We start from the raw sequence: 23,335 nt of genomic DNA, 5'->3' as shown, positions 1-23,335 counted from the left end.
GTAAGAAGAGGGGGAAGTACTACATATGTACTTCGCCCGATTCATTTGTCGGTAAGTGGCTCACTAAGTTTCCGTTCTTTTCCATTTTAAATGTTGGTGCAATACGCGCATCTTCTGTTTCTAATGTTACGAGGCGACGTGCACGGTTCATAATTGAAACAAATTGTTCGTAGTCATCCTTGATTGCTTTATTTTCAGTTTGAAGCACTGTAAGCTCTTGTTGAAGTTCCTGCTTTTGTTCCGTTAAGACACCAGCCAACTTGCGCCATTTTAATACTTCCTGCTCGGATGTTTGAGAATGTTGTAACCTTACTAAATAAGCAATTACAATATCTAGTGATAATGCTGAAAGAGGAATAGATTTCGGCTCCTCCTCAGAAGTTGGTAGTAAATAGAGTGGGTTAATGCGTCGTTTTGTTGCAGCATTTAACACGCGCATTTTTTCCTTGCGTTCTTTTTTTGCCAGTGATAATTCCTCTTCATAAATGCGGCGCACAACCGCGTTCCAGCGGAATCCACAAGCTGCTGCCGTGCGATTTAATACATCTCCCGCTTCTTCAAAAGCATTTAATTGTGTGCTGCCTTCCTTGACGTGACGTAAAACAGCCTCCGCTAATAATTCGTCATTATCTTGCATCCAAGCATCCTGTCTAGTTTTTGTCATGTAAATGACCTCCTGCCATGTTGATAGATTTGTTGTTCATAATCTATCATGTCCAGATGAGAGGGCATTTATTCAATAAAACTGGAAAATAATTATTTTACTGCTCTATCAGACCTTTGGCGGAATTGATAGGAAATTACTTGAATGACAATCCCTATTTACGATACAATAATAAAATAGGTTTAAATGATATAATGAACAAATTTGATGAGAAAGGGTGTTGACACTATGGCAAACTTATTTCACGTTTGCGATGAATGTCAGGCCGTTAATTTAAAGACGTTAATTCCTAAACTACAAGAAATTGATTCAGAAGCAACGATTGAAATTGGCTGTCATTCATATTGTGGTCCCGGCCGCAAAAAAACATTTACATTTGTAAACAATCGACCAGTTGCCGCATTAACTGAAGAGGAGTTAATGGTAAAGGTGCTAGACAAACTAAAAAAGTAATGACATAAACTACTAGGCGGAATATATACAACCTGGTAGTTTTTGTTTTGTTCTGAAAGCGTGTCCTATATAATAGTAGGAAAATAATGAGGAGGTCGTTTGAAGTGGATGCATATGCACAAAAGAAATTGCAGGAAGAAAAGGTTTTTAAAGACCCCGTACACCGTTATGTCCATGTGCGCGATCAAGTCATATGGGATTTAGTCGGGACGCGGGAGTTTCAACGTTTGCGCCGTATTAAGCAGCTTGGCACAGCATATCTCGTGTTTCACGGGGCTGAACATAGCCGCTTTAACCATTCGCTCGGCGTTTACGAAATTGTGCGTCGGATTGTGGATGATGTATTTAAAGGTCGCCCTGAATGGGATGAGGAAGAGCGCTTGTTAGTGTTATGCGCGGCACTGCTACATGATTTAGGACACGGCCCGTTTTCACATGCATTTGAAAACGTATTTGAAACCGATCATGAAGACTTTACACGCCAAATTCTTTTAGGGGATACAGAGGTAAATCAAGTACTGAACCGAGTATCAGAGGACTTTCCAGAAAAAGTAGCGCAAGTCATTGAAAAAACATATCCAAATGAGCTTGTAGTCAGCTTAATTTCTAGCCAAATTGATGCCGACCGCATGGATTATTTGCAGCGCGATGCCTATTATACAGGGGTGAGCTACGGTCATTTTGATATGGAGCGTATATTGCGTGTCATGCGCCCACGAGATTATGGGGTCATTATTAAATCGAGCGGTATGCATGCAGTAGAAGACTATATTATGTCGCGCTATCAAATGTATTTACAAATTTACTTCCATCCGGTATCACGTAGCGCGGAGGTAATTTTGAATAATATTTTAATGCGCGCTAAGAAGCTATGCCAGCAAGGTTATGCATTTAAGCAGGAGCCGACGCATTTTCAATCTTTCTTTAAAGGCGATGTCACATTAGCGCAATATTTAGCACTAGATGAAAGCATTATGCTCGCCTATTTCCAATTTTGGATGGACGAAGAAGATGTCATTTTACGCGATTTATGCCGCCGTTTTGTAAATCGTGATTTATTTGTTCATATCGATTTGAATCCTGAGGAAGAGCCAGAGCGTTATGCATGGTTGATTGAACAGGTGAAATCAGCTGGCTTTGATCCAGATTATTATGTGAAAGCCGATTCGACATCCGATTTACCGTATGATTTTTATCGTCCAGGCGTGGCGTCGACGAAACGTCCGATTTATTTGGAAATGCCAAGTGGTGAAATTCGCGAGCTAGCCGAGCAGTCACACATTGTATCTACAATTGCCAATAATATTAAGACGGATTATAAGGTGTATTACCCAAAGGAAATACTTCGTCTATGATAAAAGGTTATTTAATAGTTTGAGTGGTGATAGTTCTATTATCTTAAAATGGGTATTTATCAATTGGAACAGATAGAAATTATTGACAAATATTTTCAGAACCATTATAAAGTATAGTGTTCCTTTCTAGAAAACTCTTACAAAAAATAATAAATAGTCAAAAGGACCCGGTTATTTATTTAACCGGTTTTTTATTACGAATTATTTAGAAAAAGGGTGCTAAAAGGAATAATTAACATAGTTTTTTTACGTTTCTAAGTAAATTAACCTATAAAATTCGTTTTCCCCTCTATAATAGTGGAAAGTATTACCGATAAAGTAATTATCAGCTTAATTAGTTGATAATTCCAGTTGGCTTTTTAAGAGCAGGAGAAACGTCTATGGGCGAATATTTATTTAGAGAGAGAAAAATTCTGGATTTATACTGCAAGAAGGCAATTTTATCCGGAACGGTTCGCTACATAACGTAATTCACTGGATTGATCGACAGGAGAAACGATCAATTTCCGCTGCATTACCAGCGAAATAATTAAGGGTGAGATTCCTAAGATTATAGAAGGAGGGAAAAGAGAAAAAGATGAAAAAGTTAAATATAGCTGTGTTAACAGTATTATTAGTTTTCCAAACACTGCTATCACCACTTGCGACTTATGCGAGTGAGACAGAGGCATTACCACCTGATAATAATGCAGGGGAGCAATCTGGTGCTACGAATGAAGGTAGTGGCGATGATGGGGCTATGGAAGGCGCGGGTGATGCGCTTGATCAGGGAATTGCACCGATAAGTGGGATGCAATCGACTTCAGGTGATACTGGGGGAGCAGCACTACTAAATGTTGCGAAAGAGATTCTAGATGCAAAACTTTCGAGCTTCAACATGAAGATTGATGGTCAACCAGTTGGAGAAGGAAAGTTCCCAACTGAATTAGAACAAAATACAACGGCCGATTTTGAAGTTACATTTACTGTTCCGCTGCAAGATGTGGACGGAGAAGCATGGGTGGACAGTAGTTGGTTTGAATTTCAATTACCAAATTCATTAATCGACTTTGATGGTGCATTCCATGGTAGTAAAACAGTAGACGACATTACTTACACATATACGACTACCGGTAATAATGTGCGAGTTGAGTTAAGCGGAATGGAGCCGGGTTCGGGAAGTTCAGTCCCAGCGATATTAACGATTAATTTCAGTTCAGGCTTTAATAAATTATTGGATGACATTGAACAAGAGCTAGAAATTCCAAGCGCTACTGATGGTAGTCAAAATATTAAAGCAGAATTCACATTTAAACCTTCAACGAGCAATGAGAAGGCAAAAAAGAAGAGTATCGGTACACCTACACTTACAAATGGTAACCACCAAATGGAATGGGAAGTTTGGGTGAATGAAGCGGGGAAAAAACTTTCAAACGCAACATTGACAGATAACGCAACAGGCGGACATGTGATTGTTGCTGACTCTGTGAATGTATATGAGTACACAGTTGGATTAAATGGTGTAAAAGATCCAACAAGTTCAGGTAATCAAGTACTTACGGATCGTAACTGGTCAGATGTTAATAGTACATTTACAGATGGTGAAAGAAACGCCTATAAAATTACGTATAAAACAGAAGTAAGCTTAGATGCTGATCAACGTGATGGTGCCAAGGATTTTTATAACACAGTAACGTTTACAAATGACGGTACACCTGAAACTTCTAATAGCGATGTCAAGCACATAGTTACGTACGGTAAAGCGTTAGACAAGCACGATGCAACAGGTGATAACTATACGAAAAACTGGCGTATCGACTACAACCATAACTTGTTAAATATTGATGAGGCTGATGCGACACTTGAAGATACAATTTCAGGACCACATGAAATTGATATTGATTCTATTAAAGTTTATAAAATGAGTGATACTGATGGGGATGTATCGACAACTGTACCAGGAGAAGGCGAAGTGCTTAACTACACAGTTACTCCTAGCACTGGAGATAGTAAAACATTCAAACTATCTTTTGATGGTGACATTTCAGATGCATATACAGTAACATATGAATCGAAATACGACGCGAAAGACTTTATTGAAGATAGTGATATTACTGGTCAAATATTAAATAATACAGTAACGAACGGTATTGGAAAGTCAAATCCAGGAAGTTACACTTTAACTGAAAATTTACTGAAAAAAACTCGTGTCATTAATGTTGATGATAAATTAATTACTTGGACAATTGATATTACATCAGATAATCCAGATAAAGCCATTACAAATCTTACATTAACAGATACGTTTATAAATGGTACGAAAAACGGTAAACATACGTTAGTAGCGGGTAGCGTAAAAATAGATGATATAGTCCAAGTTGATGGGCAAAACGGTTATACACCTGATCCTGATCCAACAAAAGGCTTTGTAATAACAGGAATTAACGTACCTGCGGGGAAAACTGTAAAAGTAACGTATACAACAAACTTTGATATTGGTGATACAGGTATAGTAGCAACCCAAGGATACGGTAATACAGCAAATACTACGTGGACGAGTGGCGGTGTCACTTATGATAAAACAAAAACAGCTGAATATATTCCAAGTGAAACTACAATAAACAATGGTAGTAAATCAGGTAAATTCGATTATTCAACACGTGAATTTACATGGGATGTAAGAGTAAATATTAATAAAAAAGATATTCAAGGGGCAGTATTAGTCGATACGGTTGGCGACGGGCATAAATATGTTCCGGGTACAATTGAAGTGTTGCCATTAAAAGGTTTCGGTAGTGATGATACGGGTGGTACGATTGGAACTACACCAATTGATGCTAGTAACTATACTATTACAAATGAATTTGATACAGGCTTTACGTTAACATTCAACAGTATAATAGATTCAGTTCTTAACAATGAAGCATACGTTGTACGTTATAACACGGTTGATTCAGATGTAATTTTAGGAATCGGCTCTACAAATGAACAAGATGCAGGAAATGTTTATAAAAACGAAGCTACATTTAAGACAAAAGGAACTCAAAGTTTTACACTAAAATCAACACCAGTAACAATTATTAAGGATGTAGCAAATAATTTAATTACAAAAAGAGAACCAAATCAAAATAGCCAAACAGAAAAAATTACTTGGACGTTAGATGTGAATAAATCGCATTCTAACCTAGGTATAAATGTGGAGTTAACAGATTTACCAGGTAATAATTTAATGCTTTTAGAAGACAGTATTCAAATTGCTACGTATAAAGTTACGGCTGGAGGGATTTCTAATAATGCGGACTGGCAAACACTAGTACAACGTAATATTCCAGTTACATTTGCTACAGATGGTAGCTTTAAGTTAACGTTCCCTAGCTTAGAAAACGTAGGGTATCAAGTAAAATATGAAACAATCGGCTTTGGTAAAAAAGATGATGCTTTAGAAAATACAGCCACATTGCATTATACTGGACAAACTGAAGCGAACCAAAAAATTGAAGATAAATATTCAGGAGCATTCAAATTCAGTAGTTCTGATTCCAATTTCACTTCTACACGTGGAAGCGTTAAGTTCAAAAAGGTAGGGATTGATTCAGCAACAGGTTTAGTGAAAGATGAAGCTCTACCAGGTGTCGAGTTCCAATTAGTGAGAAAAACAGCGAAAAATGAATATATTATTAAAACGGCTACAACAGATGCTAATGGTGAAATTACATTTGAACGTGTACCGTATAATGACTATTTAATTCGTGAAGTAAAAGCACCTACTGGTTATGATAAAATGAAGGATTTAAAATTCACATTAGATGAGACTACGACGCTTGATAAGAATCCAGATTTGGTAGAACCACTTATCAATACGACGCCAATAACAGGAAGCTGTACACAATTTAAAGTAACAGTGAAAGATGTTGACGGTGAACTGGTAACTTCAGGGACAGTGACTTTAACAGATAAAAACGGTAAAACAATAGATATTCCTGTAGACTCTTCTGGAATAGCTAAATTACCTGTGAAATTCCAAGCAGGCGAGTATAAAGTAGAGCACTCAACTGAAGGTAAGTTAAGTAATATTACTGTGAAATATGATGGTGATTGTGAAGGAACAGTTCAACCGGCTCCATCATGTGATAAATTTACTATCGTTGTTATGGACGGTTCGAATATCCGCAAAGATATTACTGAATTAACGTTAAAACAAGGTACAACAGAGATTAAAGCAGTACCAACTGCTGATGGAAAGTTTGAATTTGATTCTAATCGTGTACAACCGATTGAATATGATGTATATGAAGGCAAGCAATATCTAGGTAAGGTAAAGCTATCTTATAAAGAAAATTGCAGTCATGAGTTTACAGTTATCCAAGCACCAGCATGCCCAGACTTTACATTAACAGTGAAAGATGTTGACGGTAATTTAGTAGCTGATGGCACTAAAGTGACTGTTGAACAAGCTGATGGTACGGTAGTTGTTACGGATGTCCTAACAACAAAAGGTGTAATTACATTAGGTGATGGAACAGTAGCAGGTGGTTTAAAGGGTGAGTATACTGTTAAAGTAGATGGTGCAGATGTTAATTTCACAGCTACTTTCAATACAAATGCTGATTGTGCAGTGACTGTATTCCCAACTCCATCATGTCCTCAATTTATCTTGACGGTAAAGAATGAGAATGGACCATTGGCAAAGGATACAGTTGTAATTTTAACGAATACAACGGATTCTTCAACACAAGAAGCAACTGTTGGAGAAGATGGTATTGTTAAGTTAGCTAATACAACACCACCAGGTAAATACAACGTTAAGGTGAAAGAATCAAATAAAGATTTAGGCGAGTTTGACCTAAGTTATAAAGATGGAAAATGTGAAGCTGAAGTTGGACCAAATAATACTTGTCCGCAGTTCACAATTACAGTGAAAGACGTTGACGGAATTTTAGTTGATGAATCTGTAACATTAATACACGAAGATGATACAAGCATTACAATAACGGAAACTACAGATAAAGATGGCAAAATAATAATTCCACCTACATCAAAAGCTGGAAATTACAAAGTATATGATCGTAATGATTCATATATTGGTACAGTAGAAGTAGATTATGTAGATAACTGTGAAGCTGAAGTAGTTCCAGCAAATGTTTGTTCAATCTTCACATTAACAATCAAAGATCAAAATGGTAAACCACGTTCAAATGTGGCACTTACGATTAAAGACAAAACAGGCAATACAACAATTGGAACTGGTACAACAGATGCACAAGGTCAAATGACAGTACCATATGCACTTGAAAATGGTGTTGAATATCAAGTTTACGAAGGTGTAAATCTTTTAACTACAATTACAGTAAAAGATTGTGCAGCGGCATATCAACCAACGCCGCCAGTATCACCACCAACTTATCCTTGGAATCCAACAGAGCCGAATAATCCAGATCCAAAACCAGAAGATCCAAACAATCCGAATAAACCAGGTAGTGAAGATCCAAAACCAGAAGATCCAAACAATCCGAATAAACCAGGTAGTGAAGATCCAAAACCAGAAGATCCAAACAATCCGAATAAACCGGGTGGCGAAGATCCAAAACCGGAAGATCCGAATAAACCGGGTAGCGAAGATCCAAAACCAGAAGATCCAAACAATCCGAATAAACCGGGTAGCGAAAATCCAAAACCGGTAAATCCAACTAATCCAACGAACCCAGGCACAACAACACCGCCAACGTTACCAGGATTAGAGGGAGTGATTAAAACAATTCCACCTGCGATTCTTCCTACTCCAGGAAATCCGCTTACACCTGGAGAGTTAGCAGGACTAGTTGAGAAATATAGTAAAGATCCATCAAAATTAGATGCTTTAGTGAATGATCTAAAAGGTTTAGTAGACTATTACGAATCACTTTCAGCAGAGCAAAAAGCTGAATTTGAAGAACTTTATGATGTGAATAGCTTAAATATGATGCTAGATGAGCTTGATAAAGTGGCAAGCTTACAAATGAAATTACCTCAAACAGACGGTGCTTCTCAATTCGGCATGATGTTAGTAGGTTCAGCACTATTACTTGCGGGTGCGTGGTTATTCGTAACACGTCGTCGTAAAGCGTAAAGATTCATTCTTGTTCGTTTTAGGACAGGCAACTGTTCAACATTGCTAGCGAGCAGTGGATAGTTTTAAGAATAGTAAATGCGAAAGCCCCTATCTTGAAGGATTAATTTCCTTCGATAGGGGCTTTGTTTATTCCGATAAGAGAAGTTTTATGTGAGGAAATCTTACGTAGGGTTTTTGGTTGTTAAGAATTCATTATGCGAAGCTGATTTAGCCTTGGAAGAAATAGAAGCGTTAAGAAAGTCTGATTGATCATAGATTTATATCGAAATGCCTTACATCAGAGCACATATACAAAACACAAAAGCCCCAATCTTTAAGGCGTTATTAAACCTTCTGATAGGAGCTTTTCATAAAAGAATCACTTCATCCCTAGCTGCGTCGCTTCTTCAGCGGCTGTTTTCCCGACGAATTGTGCTACAACGGATAGGCGGCGTGTGCCATCTTCGGCACATGTAATGAGCGTGAGGCGCGTGTCGTCCTTTAGATCGTCAATGACATGAACATCCGTTGCCTCAATGACTTTAATCGAGGTTGTTTTATATTCATAGACAAATTCCATATCGGATATAAAAATCGAATCATCCTTTTTTAAATGATAGAGCGGGCCGAATAACACGTTTTTCCCTTCAATATAATGAGAGGCGAGTGCGTAGTTGCCTTGTCCCATCTGTTGCTTCGATTTCATCGTTCCCGCGCCGACTGCCAGTGCATATTTGCCGACGCCATTTAAAATGGGAAGCGTCATATCCACAGCTGGAATATGGATGCTGCCGATTGCAGGGATGTCTTTTACCTGACCTTGTGCGGCTAAAATATCCCAAATCGTTAAAGACTGCACTTCTTCAAAATCATAGCTTGCGACAGGCTGTTCGACGGCTACTTCACCTGTTGGCATCGGAACAGTCGAAACAGTGACTTGATTTTCAACAACACGTTTACTCGTTTGTGCGATTAAAAAGTTTTGGATTGGATTAATAAATATGAGAACTAAACCTATGATAAAGCATATCGCAATGACAACGTTTATTAGCTTATTTTTCAATGCAACCCCTCCAGTTAGTCCTATTCCCTCTAGTTTAATTGATTCCACAAAAAAAGAGAATCAACAAGACTCTCTTTTCACTGAATATTTAGGTATTATCTGAAACAAATTCATCCTATTTATCGCTATAACGTACTCCAGCAGTAGCGTAATGGCTTTTTGGCATTTCCTCAATAATGATTGACACGTTTTCAACAGGTGCATTGACTGTTTTTGAAACGGCTTGTGTGACTTCTTCGACAAGGGCACGTTTTTGTTCATCCGTACGTCCTTCAAGCATTTTAATTGTTACGATTGGCATATTGTCGCCTCCATTTAGTATTATAGTGTATAGTATTTATAATAGCGCAATTGGAGGTAAATACAATGACAAATGAAGAAAAACCAAAACCAAAAATGGGATTTACTATTATAAAAAATGACCCAACTGACGGGCATAAAGGATTTGGTATTGGCTCGCTATCCCTTGAAAATGTATCGCCAGTTATCATTGATGTAGCAGAAGGAACAGCAATGGTCGAAATTGGTGCAATGCATGCGAAAAGTGATGTAGAGCGTGGAATTAAATTTACGACGAATCATGAAGACTCCGCCGGCGGTAAGGATTATTGGCTTGTGTGGGTAACGATTGATCATAAAGAAGATGGTGCTTATTTTGCGGGCGTTGCAGCTTGTGAAATGGTCGTAAATCGTGAAAAACGACGCGGCTATAAAATTTTAGCCGACCATGTAAATAAAATGGATAAGTCAATGAAACGCAATATTCTTGTTGATCATATGGATGCGCGCTCAAAAGGAATTCTTGCAGAGTTTTTACAATCGCATAATGAAGAGATGTGGAATCGAAGTGAGCAAAAACTGCGTGAGGATCTAGCGTAGGGGAATCATCCCTAAATAGGCATTGTAAAACCTCTGAATTGATGAAAAGCTACCCACAGAATATATTTCCATCAATGGTTTGTTGTGAAAAATGTCTCAATTCAGTGAACAATGTGTGACATTTCCTAAACATGATGATTACGAGGTTGAAACTATTTCTAAAAGAAAGTAAACTGAATTTAAAGCTTGCGAATAGTAGGCTAGCTAGGACACATGGACAATGGATGGCGATGTGGAAAATGCGGCATTTAAACTTTCCCAAGCTGAATGCTCCATGATTCGCATCCCTTCATTAGCCATCAATAGAAAAGCTCTTTCGTCTTACGGACTAGAACCGGAGACGAAAGAGCTTTTTTAGTTGGTCGTGCTGTATGGATTAATGGGTTTATCCGTCAATTCAAAACGATCCCCAAAACGAACGGAATGCTTCACCTGGTAGCATGTCCCACACATTACTCCATGAATCTTTTTCAAAGAAATCAAAAGTCGAACATTTTTTAGTTGGCACATCTTCATTTTTCATATAGATAACGCGTTGATCCGGGCATGCGCTTGTCGATAAGTAGCCGCTGTTAATATCAATTGAAACAGGCTGAACCCCATTTGGAATTGTGAATGACTCCTTGGATTTTCCTTCCAGTGCTGCCTCCATAAAGTCAATCCATACTTGCTTGGATGCGGCCATATCATCTTTAACCGACAATGTTTTCCCTTGGTCATAACCGTTCCAAACACCCGCAGTTAAGCTTGGTGTATAGCCGAGCATCCACTGATCGCTATTCGTTGTCCCAGACTTTGCGGCATACGTGTGTGTCATGCGCGAACGTAATGAAAGCCCCGTTGCAGGAGAATAATCACTGTATACCGGATCGAATATACCTGTCATCATTTGAGTGAGAACAAACGCATCCTTTTCACTCAGCACTTGCTCTGTTTCAGGTTTTTCGTATTTATAAACGACATTTCCTTTCGCATCAGTAATCGAAAGGATTGTTGTTGCCTTTCGTTTTTCACCGCCAGCAGCAATGATATTATAGGCATTTGTTAAGTCGTACAATGAATTTTCCGTCGTTCCTAACGCAATGGCAGGATTATCATCATTTGAATAGTCTAATCCGAGGCGTTTTTGCATGTCGCGGAAAGGTTTATAACCGATGTTTTCTAAAGTTTTGACTGCATAAACATTGTCAGAAATTGCGATTGCTTGTGCCATAGATAGCTCATGATCTGCATATTTCTTGTTAACGTTTTGCGGAGTGTAATCTGCGCGACCACTATCATAAGTAAAAGTTGTTTCGCTTACGTCTAAAAATGACATTGGATTAAAGCCTTTTTCTAAAGCGGCTGCATAAAGAATTGGTTTAATCGCAGAGCCGGGTTGACGTTTGCCGAGCGTGACGCGGTTGTATGAACTCGCGCTGTAATCTCGTCCACCAACTAGGGCTGTCACAAATCCTGTCTCGTTATCCATACTGACCAGCCCGACTTGCAATTCACTATCGGGCATATTTTTTTTCACAGCATCTTCCGCGGCGCGCTGATGAGCTTGATTAAGCGTCGTTTGAATTGTCCATCCGCCACCACTGATTGCTAAATTTTTTGATTCTAAAATATCGCTTGCTTCATTCCATACGACATCTAAAAAGTAAGGGGCGATAGATTTTGTGGCAATCCATTCATCACTTTTAAAAGCAAGTGGCTCTTTGGTAGCGCGTGTTTGTTCATCTGCTGTAATGATGCCTTGCTCATTCATCAGTCGCAATATAACTTGTTGACGATTTGTTGCCTTTTCTAAATTATTTAAAGGAGAGTAATAGCTCGGGCCTTTTGGTACACCTGCAAGCATCGTTGCTTCGGCTAAAGTTAAGTCCTTTGCAGATTTACCGTAAAAATAGCGACTTGCAGCTTCCGCGCCATACATGCCATGTCCGTAATAAACGGTATTTAAATAACCTTCTAAAATTTCGTCCTTCGAATAAAACAGCTCTAAACGGTATGCGTAAAGGGCCTCATTAATCTTTCGGTTCCAGCTTTTTTCATGCGTCAAATATAAGTTTCGCGCATATTGTTGGGTTAGTGTGCTTGCGCCTTGTACTTTACTACCCGCCTTTATATCAGCAAGAACTGCACCTGCAATACGTGAATAATCAAATCCACCATGCTCGTAAAAGTCTTTATCTTCAACTGCTACCGTTGCGTCAATTAAATAAGGAGAAATATCTTTTAGCTCCGTCCAATAGCGACGTTCCTCCGTGAAATAATCGCCAATTGTATTGTTTTGGCTATCTAAAAAAATGGACGCTTTCGGCACAGTGAGTGGGGGTGCTCCAGCGACTTGCGCGTATATTCGTAATGAAAGAAGGCTGACCGCGACGGCACAAAAAAGACCAATCATAAATAAACCTAGCTTTTTGCTAAATTTTCTACGTTTTTTATGCTTGAAGTATTGTTGTCTTTTCAACTCAGTCCACCTCATTTCCTGGGAAATTGTCTGCGAATTAAGAAAATTATCTTGCATTATTCAATCAAAAGATTATACTTTTTGTCGTAGCCTTTCAATTGATGTCGATAATTGTCGATTGCCTTTAATTATACGAAAATAGCGAATAAAAGTTTCGTTTCGTGATTTTAGTATGGACCATTTCGAGGATACATATGCATGAGCAGGAAATATTGTGTATGGTAAAATTAAGAAACGCAAGAAAATAGAGTGATAAAATAATGGGAAGATGTAGGTGATTACTGATGCGATTTGATGAAACTTACGCAGGGAACATGTTTATTAAAAGTCATCAAAATTATGAGGAGAGCAAGGCAGTGCTTTATGGTATGCCGATGGACTGGACGGTGAGCTATCGTCCTGGGCAGCGCTTTGGTCCTGCTCGAATTCGAGAAGTATCGGTCGGTTTAGAAGAATATAGTTTTTATCTAGATCGAGAACTAGGGGATGTGCCATTTTTTGATGCAGGAGATATTCCATTACCATTTGGCAATCCAGAAAAATCACTCGCTGAAATAAAAGGATTTGTGCGCCAAGTGCTTGCAGATGGCAAAATTCCTGTTGGCATGGGCGGGGAGCATCTTGTTTCATTACCAGTGATGGAGGCAGTATATGAAAAATATCAAGATTTAGCTGTCATCCATTTTGATGCACATACGGATTTACGTACGGATTATGAAGGGGAGCCTTATTCACATGCAACGCCAATTCGTAAAATAGCGGATACGATCGGTCCGGAAAACGTGTATTCATTTGGCATCCGCTCAGGCTTGAAGGAAGAGCTTCAGTGGGCAAAGGAAAATGGGATGCATATTTCACTTTTTGAAGTGTTCGAGCCATTAAAAAAGGTATTACCTACATTAAAAGGGCGCAATGTGTATGTAACGATTGATATTGACGTGCTTGATCCAGCGCATGCTCCGGGGACGGGGACAGTTGATGCAGGGGGCATTACACCAAAGGAATTGCTTGCTGCTATTCACGAAATCGCCCGTTCAGAAGTAAATGTTGTTGGCTGTGATTTAGTTGAAGTCGCACCTATTTATGATCATGCAGAAATTACCGTTAATACTGCGGCTAAGTTATTGCGTGAAATGATACTTGGTTGGGTGAAGTAAAGGCAAGTTTGTACGATATTTAGGACAATTAAAAAACAGCTCGTCCAACGAAATGGCATGAGCTGTTTTTTGTTATTTCTTCTTTAGATTATTTGCATGAAAGTATGCAACTGGAAGATTATTTTTCGCATGTTGTTGGGTAGAGATGAGACTTTTAATAAGGCTTTGATAATTATTACCGTTATCTGGAAACGACGCCAAACCGATTGAAGTTGTAATTTGGACTTTGACGTGGTGCCGAGCAATCTCTTTATTAATCGTATGCGCCTCTGTTACTGCGATGGCGGGGGCAACATCCTTTAAAACAATAATAAATTCTTCACCGTTTAACTTCCCAACGAAAGCACCATTTTTATTGGCGTACTCCTGAAGAAACTGTGCGAGCTGCTTAATGACCACATCGCCAAATTGATAACCGTGAGTAGAAAGAATGGATTTGAAATCATTAATATGTAACAGCATAAGGGTAAAGCACTTTTCTTTAGCAAGCGCGTCTAGCACGTATTTTTCAATGGTCGCATTGTTTGGCAATTGTGTTAAGTAATCAATTTTTGATAAATATTTCGTCTCATTAATTTTTTGATTTGTATTTTTAATTTGATTGACAATAAAGTATATCGAGTAAAATGAAATGATCGTAAAAATTGTGTAAAGTAAAACCAAAAGAAAGCCGCCACCACGATAAAAAACGATGGCTAAAATGACAAAAGCCATTTCAATTGAGCTAAACCAAAAGTAGGTATAAATATTTTGATAATTATAGTGATATTTTCGACCAGCGAAAAACAGCACGATTACTAATACGATAAAGTTGAAATTAATAATGAGCGTGTCGGTTGTAAACCCTGATTGAATAAATCGGCTTATACCCATAATGAAACCACTAATAAGTAACGCAATAGGACCGCCAAGTAAACCGCTAAAGAGCAATGGGATAATTCTGGAGTTAACCATAATTCCAAATGCAAATTCAGCAGAAAAAGCTGTTAAAAAAATACCCGCAATACCAAAGTTTAAGCCAATCATATATGGGTAAAAACGATATATGATGGGATTTTCTTTATAATAGAGAAGCGGCCAGTAAATTAAAATTGAAAACGTTGTTAATATACAGAAGATGTATAAAATATTTAGTAGCATAATAAACTCCCTTTTGTCTAAATTAATCATTACTTTCATTTTATAATGAAAAACTATCAAATTGGGGCAATTGAAGAAAATTCGTAGTAATCGGAACAAATTATCTTCGTTCAGGTCTAAGCACAGTTCAAAAACTTGATGCAATTATAGCGGCGAGTAATTGATGAGTTGAGTCTTGCTTATAGACGTTCATTTATCCTATAATAAAAAGGTTATAGAAATTGAAGTAAGGGAGCTGACTGCTATGGTGAAAGATACAGGGAAAACAGTTAAAATAAAGATTGTTTCCTCCATCATTCCAACCGATGGCGAGCTTGAAAAATATGAAATGTGGCTTGAAGGCAATCACATTGAAAAAGGCGGAAGTTCGTACTTACGATATGAGGAAGTCCAGGAAGATTTGAAAATTCAAACGACAGTTAAATTAACGGAACATCAATCCGTTATTATGCGAAGAGGTGGCGTGAATATGCGCTTACCTTTGAATCCAAATCGACGAGAAGATGGCCATTATGAAAGTCCAATGGGTTCACTTCCAATCACGACGAATACACATCAGCTATCATTAGAAGTGAGTAAAGATCAGCAAGCATCAGGACGTTTTTTGACGCAATATGATCTTATAATTGGCGGAAGTTCAGTCGGCCACTATACATTAGAAATACATTATTCGGAGGTATAAAGATGAACGCAGTAGAACAATTACAACAGTCCATTAAAGCGGCACTTGCAGCAGCAGTAGAAAAAGCAGGCCTAGTGGAAGCTGGTACAGAATTAAACATCCATTTAGAAACACCAAAAGATAAAGCAAACGGTGACTTTGCAACGAATATTGCTATGCAATTAACAAAATTAGCGAAAAAGCCACCTCGTGCCATTGCAGAGGCGATTATAGAAAATGTTGAAACAGAAGGCACAGATATCGAAAAAATGGATATCGCGGGTCCTGGTTTCTTAAACATTACAGTACGCAAAGATTTCCTTGCAAGTGTTGTAAAAGCGGCATTTGAACAAGGTGAAGTGTACGGTCGCTCGAATGCAGGTGGCGCACAAAAAGTACAAGTTGAATTCGTTTCAGCTAACCCAACTGGTGACTTACATTTAGGTCATGCGCGCGGGGCATCTGTAGGGGATTCTTTATGCAACGTGCTTGATTTTGCGGGCTATGATGTGTCACGTGAATACTACATCAATGATGCGGGTAATCAAATTAACAATTTAGCGTACTCTTTAGAAGCACGATATAAACAAGCTTTAGGCATGACTGCGGATATGCCAGAGGATGGCTACCATGGTCAAGATATTATCGATATTGCAGGAAACTTATCTAATGAGTTTGGTGCAACGATTTTAGACAAAACGGATGAAGAACGTTTCGAATTTTTCCGTGAGCATGGCTTAAAGTTAGAGCTGGACAAGCTGAAAAAAGACTTAAAAGATTTCCGTGTTGATTTCGATGTGTGGTATTCAGAAACATCGCTATATAAAAACGGCAAAATCGAAGTAGCACTAGATAAATTAAAAGCGAATGGTCATGTATTTGAAGAAGAGGGCGCGACTTGGTTCCGTTCGACAACTTTTGGTGATGACAAAGACCGTGTTTTAATTAAAAATGATGGCTCATTCACATATTTAACACCGGATATTGCGTACCATGAAGATAAACTTGTGCGCGGTTTCCAAAAGTTAATTAATATTTGGGGCGCGGATCACCACGGCTACATTCCACGTATGAAAGCGGCAATCGAGGCACTTGGTTATGACCGTGAAACGTTAGAAGTAGAAGTGATTCAAATGGTTCAGCTGTACAAAAACGGCGAGAAATTTAAAATGTCAAAACGTACTGGTAATGCAGTAACGATGCGTGAGCTTGTGGAAGAAGTAGGGCTAGATGCTGTGCGTTATTTCTTCGTTAAAACAGCAGGCGACTCACACATGGATTTCGATTTAGATTTAGCGGTTTCACAATCAAACGAAAACCCAGTGTACTATGCACAATACGCACATGCTCGTATTTCTTCGATTTTACGTTCAGCCGGGGAGCAAGGTTTTGCGGCTACTTTAGAAAACGTTGCATTATTAACAGCTGAAAAAGAAGAAGACGTTCTGAAAAAAGTTGGCGCATTCCCACAAGTGGTGGCAGATGCCGCGAAGCACCGCACACCGCACCGTATCGCCAATTATATTCAAGAATTAGCAGCAGCATTCCACAGCTTCTACAATGCTGAAAAAGTGTTAAATGTTGATAACAAAGAGCTAACAGAGGCACGTTTAGCATTAATCACGGCAGTAAAAACAACAATTGCCAACGCATTAAAATTAATCGGTGTAAGCGCACCAGAAAAAATGTAATTTCAATTATCCATGATGACCAGTCACTTTCTTTTAAATGAGAAAGCGGCTGGTCTTTTTTGCGTATAAAAAGGATGCCAAATTAACTAATTAACTATTCCTATAAAAAAACTTGGAATTAATTATTGACTTTGGAATATTCTGAAAGTATGATTAAACGCAACAGTTCAAAACGATACTAAATCAATTAGAAAAGGTGGCGTTTCATTTGAGTAAAAAATTATTTGTTCAGACAGAAAAACAACGATACTGGTTGGAGAAGCTTGCGACTTTGGAAGAAGATTTTACACAAAGTGCCCAGCAAATAGATGAGGATTCAGTATTTCCTTTTGAAAATTTTAAAAAACTACGTGAAATCGGCTATACAAAAACAACATTACCAGCAGAGTTTGGTGGGGAAGGCTTTACTGTTTACGACGCGGTGTTAGCACATGAAACATTATCGAGCTATTGTGGCAGCACGGGTTTAGCGGCATCTTGGACGATTCAAAATATTGGGGAGCTTTTTGAAAATCGTTATTGGGAGCAATCCAAGTTGGAAACCTTTGCACAGGAAGTCAACCGAGGTGCGACGATTAACCGCGCAGTAAGTGAGTTTGCGATGGGCAGTCCAGTGCGCGGTGGTAGACCAGCAACGACGGCAAAAAAAGACGGTGAATTTTATATAATAAATGGACGCAAAAATTACACGAGTGGTGCACCAGATTTAGATTATTTTTTAGTATCTGCGTGGGTAGAAGAAGAGGATCATTTAGGATTTTTCCTCGTACCAAAAACAGCTGCAGGCGTATCAGTCGATAATACTTGGGATGTATTTTCGATGCGAGGCACAGGTAGTGATGACCTTGTACTCGACAATGTACGCGTAGAGCGGTCTTCTTTGGTTGAAATTCCGAGTTATTCTACAGGTTTTAAATTAAACGGTTGGTTGTTATTAATTCCTGCTACTTATTTAGGTATTGCGCAAGCAGCTCGTGATTATGCGGTCAACTTTGCAACGCAGCACTCACCGAACAGTATTCAAGGAACAATTGCTGAATTGCCAAATGTGCAAAACTTAATCGGCGAGATGGATTTAGAGTTAGCAAATGCAAGATTTACGCTTTATGGGGTGGCGCAATTGTACAGCAACCCGCAGACGAAATTGACAATTACAAATGAAGTGAATATCGCCAAGCATGTAGTAACGAACACCGCGATTCAAGTAGTTGATAAGGCGATGCGCTTGGTCGGTGCGAAAAGTTTACAGCGTTCAAATCCATTGCAACGCTATTACCGCGATGTACGTGCGGGGCTTCATAACCCACCGATGGATGATATTACGATTAAAAAGTTAGCTGAAACGGCTATTAACGAAAACTTAAAAAAGAAAGAGGTTTTAACATGAACGTAAAAAAAATAATCCAATTTGCAACAATCAGTTTTACCGCAGTAACGCTATTGTCCGCTTGTGGAAATAATCCGGATTCAAGTTCAGCTTCAGCAGGAGAGACGAAAGACGGTGTAACAATCGTCAAAGTAGCTTACGATCAGGCAAGTAAACCGATGTCGTACATTGACGAAAAGGGTGATGCAACAGGCTATGATGTAGAAGTTATGAAACTCGTGGATGAAGCGCTAGAAGACTATGAATTCCAATATGTCGGTACAACTAGCGATGATTTATTAATCGGTGTGGAGCAAGGGAAATATGATGTCGGTGTAAAAAATGCCTTTTGGACAGAAGAGCGTACACAAAAATATATTTTCCCACAGCAATTTTTAGGGTTAAGTAGTGCAGGGCTTGTTTTGAAAAAAGAAGATGCACAGATTAAAAATTTGAGTGATTTTGCATCGGCTGGGTTTGAGTTAGCGCCGATTGCAGCGAATAACGCGCAGTATACCGTAATCGCTGAATACAATGAGGAAAATCCGGATAATCCAGTAAACTTGAAGGCTGGCGAGGAATTTTCCGTAGATGTAGTGCAATGGGTAAATGAAGGGCGTGTCGATGGTGGCGTTATTATTGAAGGTGCTTTCAACGGGCAAGTTTTAACAGAAGGTGGCCCGTATTACAATTTGAAAGACGATGTTGTTTATAACCAGTTTGCGGTTATTAAAACATGGCCATTATTTAATAAAAAACAACAACAATTTGCAGATGCTTATGATCAAGCGATTACTGAATTAAAAGAAACGGATGCATTACGGGAGCTAACCGTCGAGTTTTACGGTAAGGATTTATTTGAAGTACTCGATTCAGTAAAGCGTTAAATAGAAGGGGCTACTTAAGGGTTTGTTCTTAGCAGCTCCTTTCACTCAAAAACTCGATTAGGAGGTGGCAAGCAAATGGAGAAGTATTTTGATCTATCCTATATTTGGTCAGCATTACCCGCATTGCTCCCTTATTTATGGATTACGATTTATATTGCCGTGTTGTCAGTCATTTGTGGCTCAATCATGGGATTTGGATTAGCGGCAGCAAAATTAAGTCGCAACAAATGGCTGCGCGTGTTAGCGGAAGGTTATACAACGATTATGCGCTGTACACCTTCAATCGTCTTACTCTTTTTAGTTTATTACGGTGTCCCAGCATTTGCTGAAAATCTTTTCGGTGTCGATTTGCAAAATGTTTCAACCGGTGTTTTTGTCGTCATCACATTTAGCTTACAATTTGCGGCGATGATGTCTGAGGTCATTCGGTCAGCGTATTTAGCGATAGACCGTGGTCAATTCGAGGCAGCTGTCAGTGTTGGGTTAACACCATTTCAAGCGTACCGACGAATTATTTTTCCACAAGCATTTGTTATTGCACTACCGAACTTTGGAAATGGTTTCATCTCGGTTTTACAAGAGGGAGCGCTCGCCTACACTATTGGTTTTATCGACATTGTTGGAAAGGCGAATTTAATTATTGCGAATAATTATGGAACGCATACATTGGAAATTTTTATCGCACTGGCGGTTATTTATTGGCTACTTGCCATTATCATTGAAAAAATATTTGCCTTGCTTGAAAAAATCTTTCAAAAAGGGAAGCAACCAATTCGGGCGACATAGGGGGGACACTTGATGGGATTCATTGATTGGAAATTTTTAATTGATACATTTTTTGTAGCATTAAGTGGTGTTCCAGTAGCACTTCTTGTCACGGTTATTTCATTACTAATCGCAGTTCCGTTTGGTTTTTTCCTCGCCTTGTCGCGCATTTATGAAATACCGGTGCTCAATTCATTTGCGAAATTATATATTTCATTCGTCCGTGGAACACCGATTATTATTCAAATATTTGTGCTATATGCAACGATTCCACTTCTGCTAAATGGGCTATTCGAGAAATATGAGATTGATTACCCAATCTATGAAATTAACCCACTTTGGTATGCGTTTATTATATTCTCGTTCAATACGACCGCTGTATTAATCGAAGTTTTTCGTTCGGCATTACAAACCGTATCCAAGGGGCAAATTGAGGCGGCACACTCAGTTGGGCTGACAACATGGCAAGCGTATCGACGTATTATCATCCCGCAAGCTTTAGTTGCAGCAATGCCAAATTTATGTACGGCAACGATCAATTTAATAAAAGCAACGTCACTAGGTTACGCGATTTCACTTCAAGAAATTACGTTGAAAGCAAAAGTAGAAGCTAATTTCGGCTACAACTATTTAGAAGCATATCTTGATATTTTCATTGTGTATTTACTCATTTGTATCGCTGTTGAATATTTATTTAAATGGTATGAAAAGAGATTAAGTCGATATCAATTACGTCTAGTGTAGGGGGAGTGCAAAATGTTAGAAATTAAAAATGTGCATAAAACGTTTGGGAAGAATGAAATTTTAAAAGGTGTGGATTTAACAATTGATAAAGGGGATGTTGTTGTTATTTTAGGTCCGAGTGGCTCTGGCAAAACGACACTTCTCCGTTGTATCAATTTCTTAGAACGTGCAGATGAAGGCACAGCCAGCTTTGATACGATTCAAGTGGATTTACACAATGCATCGAAAAAGGACATTTTAGCCATTCGTAAAAAAACGGCTTTTGTATTTCAAAACTATAATTTATTTAACAATAAAACGGCACTTGAAAATGTGGCGGAAGGTCTCTATATCGGGCGCGGCTTGAAAAAAGAAGAAGCGTTAAAAATTTCAAAAGAGGCGCTTAATCGGGTCGGTTTAGCTGAAAAATACGATGCCTATCCAAGTCAGCTTTCTGGTGGGCAACAGCAACGAGTTGGCATTGCTCGCGCGGTTGCTTTGAATCCAGATATTATTTTATTCGATGAACCTACGTCAGCACTAGACCCGGAGCTTGTCGGAGAAGTGCTAACGGTTATGAAGGATATTGCGAGAGAAGGAACGACGATGCTTGTTGTAACACATGAAATGTCATTCGCACGTGATGTGGCAAACCGCGTCATCTTTATGGATGGTGGCAATGTTGTTGAGGAGGGCACGCCACATGAGATTTTTGTCCAGCCAAAAGAGGAGCGTACAAAACGATTCCTTCAACGCGTGTTGCCAGATGATTATTCGTATCATATATAAGAGAAGGAATTGGTGATTTTTCACATGCGATGTCATTCATAACATATTGGCCTCTTTATTGATTAACCTAATATTTGAATAATCAGGTGTATCTATGTAGATGCCTTTTTAAGAGATTAGAGACGCGGATCCTTCTGAAAGTTGAGGTCGAAATGATTAGCTTCATCATATACGACAAACTTATATCCTTGTTCTCTGTAAAATGCAATAATCCCTGGAAGTGCCGCCAAAGTTTGTGGTTTTTCGTGCATTAGCACAACTTCTCTATCAGAATTTGTGCCACTTTTAACATTCTCTATAATTTGGGCTGGATTATCTTTTAACGTCCAGTCATTGGAATCAATTGTCCAATCCCAAACTTTAATGTCTGCGTCTACAATTTGGTTGCGAATCTGTTCACTTTTCAACCCTGGTGCAGAACCATATGGTGGCCGAACTAAATGGGATTTTGAACCTGTAATCTCATGAATTAGTGCTAATGTTTCATTCATCTCAGGCACAAACTGATTTTCCTTATATAATGTTTTGAATTCATGCGTCATGCTATGGGCACCGATATAATGACCTTCTGTTGTGGCGCGTTTTACACTTTCCTGGAGTTGCTCTTTTAACAGGTTGCTTCCTTGCATGAAAAAGGTTGCTTTCACATCTTGCTGGTGTAAGACGTCTAGAAATTGGTCCGTGAGGTTACTAGGACCATCATCAAATGTTAGGTAGACCACTTTCTCTAAAGGTTTTTCTTCAGTACTTGCTTGTTTTTTCGTTTGTTCCTTATCTTGGCTGATTGAGGCTTCTACCTTCTCTGTCGAATTTTGTTGGGTGTTGTTGTTTACGTCAGAATTAGCGTGTTCTAAAGAATCTTCCATTAGATTAGTTTGTTCTTTACCTTGGATAATCGAAGGTTCTACTTTATCAGTTACATCTTGCTTGATAATTTTTTCATTGTTAGCATACGATTTCCCTACAATAAAACCAGTGAAAAAAGTAGGAACTAGCATAACCAGTATAATCATTACAATTCGTAATCTTCTTTTTTTTATTCTTTTGGCATACTCATCTTGTTGTAATCTCATGATGATAAAATCCTCCTGTTGTAATTTTGAGTGTTTAAGCCTATCTGTCTATGTCATGATAAAATGTTCAATTTTTTCTAATTTTAAACATGTCGCAAATACGTTCTAACTATTTGACGGGCCAAGTGATTAAAAAGTTTA

At 38.6% G+C, this 23,335-nt stretch carries 18 protein-coding genes; 12 read left to right on the top strand and 6 right to left on the bottom strand.

Translation table 11 applies throughout. The features are described from left to right. Nucleotides 1-19: 19 nt before the first annotated feature. Entirely contained in the window at nt 20-664 is a 645-nt protein-coding gene (locus ACQKIH_RS02635) for an RsfA family transcriptional regulator (protein WP_427763277.1), read from the bottom strand. 228 nt (nt 665-892) lie between these two features. Between ACQKIH_RS02635 and ACQKIH_RS02630 the strand changes: the two genes are divergently transcribed. The 3 genes from ACQKIH_RS02630 to ACQKIH_RS02620 all read left to right on the top strand — a co-directional run bounded on the left by ACQKIH_RS02630 (nt 893) and on the right by ACQKIH_RS02620 (nt 8,557). After that, complete coding sequence (locus tag ACQKIH_RS02630; protein WP_057986651.1) at nt 893-1,117, top strand: DUF1450 domain-containing protein; 225 nt, start codon at nt 893-895, stop codon at nt 1,115-1,117. Between the two features lie 104 nt (nt 1,118-1,221). Next, complete coding sequence (locus ACQKIH_RS02625) at nt 1,222-2,472, top strand: HD domain-containing protein (RefSeq protein ID WP_427763275.1); 1,251 nt, start codon at nt 1,222-1,224, stop codon at nt 2,470-2,472. A gap of 577 nt (nt 2,473-3,049) precedes the next feature. Beyond that, nucleotides 3,050-8,557, top strand: a complete 5,508-nt coding sequence (locus tag ACQKIH_RS02620; protein ID WP_427763274.1) for a collagen binding domain-containing protein — start codon at nt 3,050-3,052, stop codon at nt 8,555-8,557. A 361-nt stretch (nt 8,558-8,918) separates the two neighbouring features. Here the strand turns inward: ACQKIH_RS02620 and ACQKIH_RS02615 are convergent, their stop codons facing one another. Continuing rightward, nucleotides 8,919-9,602 carry a class A sortase gene (locus tag ACQKIH_RS02615; RefSeq protein ID WP_427763273.1) on the bottom strand — a complete coding sequence of 228 codons (684 nt, stop codon included), beginning with the start codon at nt 9,600-9,602 and terminating at the stop codon, nt 8,919-8,921. Between the two features lie 115 nt (nt 9,603-9,717). Beyond that, entirely contained in the window at nt 9,718-9,903 is a 186-nt protein-coding gene (locus ACQKIH_RS02610; protein WP_057986659.1) for a 2-hydroxymuconate tautomerase, read from the bottom strand. A 65-nt stretch (nt 9,904-9,968) separates the two neighbouring features. Here ACQKIH_RS02610 and ACQKIH_RS02605 point away from each other — a divergent pair, with 65 nt between their 5' ends. Further along, a complete protein-coding gene (locus ACQKIH_RS02605) occupies nt 9,969-10,481 on the top strand; it encodes a YwhD family protein (protein WP_427763272.1) in 513 nt (170 codons plus the stop codon). A gap of 397 nt (nt 10,482-10,878) precedes the next feature. On the opposite strand, the gene ACQKIH_RS02600 is transcribed toward ACQKIH_RS02605, so the two are convergent. Further along, complete coding sequence (locus ACQKIH_RS02600; RefSeq protein WP_427763270.1) at nt 10,879-12,942, bottom strand: transglycosylase domain-containing protein; 2,064 nt, start codon at nt 12,940-12,942, stop codon at nt 10,879-10,881. A 284-nt stretch (nt 12,943-13,226) separates the two neighbouring features. Between ACQKIH_RS02600 and speB the strand changes: the two genes are divergently transcribed. Continuing rightward, on the top strand, nt 13,227-14,099 hold the full coding sequence (gene speB / locus ACQKIH_RS02595) for an agmatinase (protein ID WP_057986666.1): 873 nt from the start codon (nt 13,227-13,229) through the stop codon (nt 14,097-14,099). Between the two features lie 72 nt (nt 14,100-14,171). On the opposite strand, the gene ACQKIH_RS02590 is transcribed toward speB, so the two are convergent. Further along, on the bottom strand, nt 14,172-15,278 hold the full coding sequence (locus ACQKIH_RS02590) for a diguanylate cyclase domain-containing protein (RefSeq protein ID WP_427763269.1): 1,107 nt from the start codon (nt 15,276-15,278) through the stop codon (nt 14,172-14,174). A gap of 136 nt (nt 15,279-15,414) precedes the next feature. Here ACQKIH_RS02590 and ACQKIH_RS02585 point away from each other — a divergent pair, with 136 nt between their 5' ends. From ACQKIH_RS02585 to ACQKIH_RS02555, 7 genes are all read left to right on the top strand, one after another. Further along, on the top strand, nt 15,415-15,921 hold the full coding sequence (locus ACQKIH_RS02585; RefSeq protein ID WP_427763268.1) for a YwiB family protein: 507 nt from the start codon (nt 15,415-15,417) through the stop codon (nt 15,919-15,921). Between the two features lie 2 nt (nt 15,922-15,923). Continuing rightward, nucleotides 15,924-17,591 carry an arginine--tRNA ligase gene (gene argS / locus ACQKIH_RS02580; protein ID WP_057986672.1) on the top strand — a complete coding sequence of 556 codons (1,668 nt, stop codon included), beginning with the start codon at nt 15,924-15,926 and terminating at the stop codon, nt 17,589-17,591. Nucleotides 17,592-17,799: 208 nt separating this feature from the next. Beyond that, a complete protein-coding gene (locus ACQKIH_RS02575) occupies nt 17,800-18,978 on the top strand; it encodes an acyl-CoA dehydrogenase family protein (RefSeq protein ID WP_427763266.1) in 1,179 nt (392 codons plus the stop codon). Beyond that, on the top strand, nt 18,975-19,844 hold the full coding sequence (locus ACQKIH_RS02570) for a transporter substrate-binding domain-containing protein (RefSeq protein WP_427763265.1): 870 nt from the start codon (nt 18,975-18,977) through the stop codon (nt 19,842-19,844). The genes ACQKIH_RS02575 and ACQKIH_RS02570 overlap by 4 nt, the downstream gene beginning before the upstream one ends. A gap of 75 nt (nt 19,845-19,919) precedes the next feature. Beyond that, nucleotides 19,920-20,630: an amino acid ABC transporter permease gene (locus ACQKIH_RS02565; RefSeq protein WP_057986678.1), complete on the top strand. Its 711-nt coding sequence runs from the start codon at nt 19,920-19,922 to the stop codon at nt 20,628-20,630. A gap of 12 nt (nt 20,631-20,642) precedes the next feature. Further along, nucleotides 20,643-21,353 (top strand): amino acid ABC transporter permease, encoded by a 711-nt coding sequence (locus ACQKIH_RS02560; protein ID WP_236706799.1) that lies wholly within the window; start codon nt 20,643-20,645, stop codon nt 21,351-21,353. A 12-nt stretch (nt 21,354-21,365) separates the two neighbouring features. After that, nucleotides 21,366-22,121, top strand: coding sequence for an amino acid ABC transporter ATP-binding protein (locus tag ACQKIH_RS02555; protein WP_057986680.1), 756 nt, complete (start codon nt 21,366-21,368; stop codon nt 22,119-22,121). A 116-nt stretch (nt 22,122-22,237) separates the two neighbouring features. On the opposite strand, the gene ACQKIH_RS02550 is transcribed toward ACQKIH_RS02555, so the two are convergent. Beyond that, nucleotides 22,238-22,987 (bottom strand): polysaccharide deacetylase family protein, encoded by a 750-nt coding sequence (locus ACQKIH_RS02550; RefSeq protein WP_427763432.1) that lies wholly within the window; start codon nt 22,985-22,987, stop codon nt 22,238-22,240. Nucleotides 22,988-23,335 lie beyond the last annotated feature (348 nt).

The sequence above is a fragment of the Solibacillus cecembensis genome (assembly GCF_050272495.1).
GTDB classification, from domain to species: domain Bacteria; phylum Bacillota; class Bacilli; order Bacillales_A; family Planococcaceae; genus Solibacillus; species Solibacillus cecembensis.
Note: the sequence above shows the minus strand (reverse complement) of the source record. Positions and strands in the feature narration are given on the sequence as shown.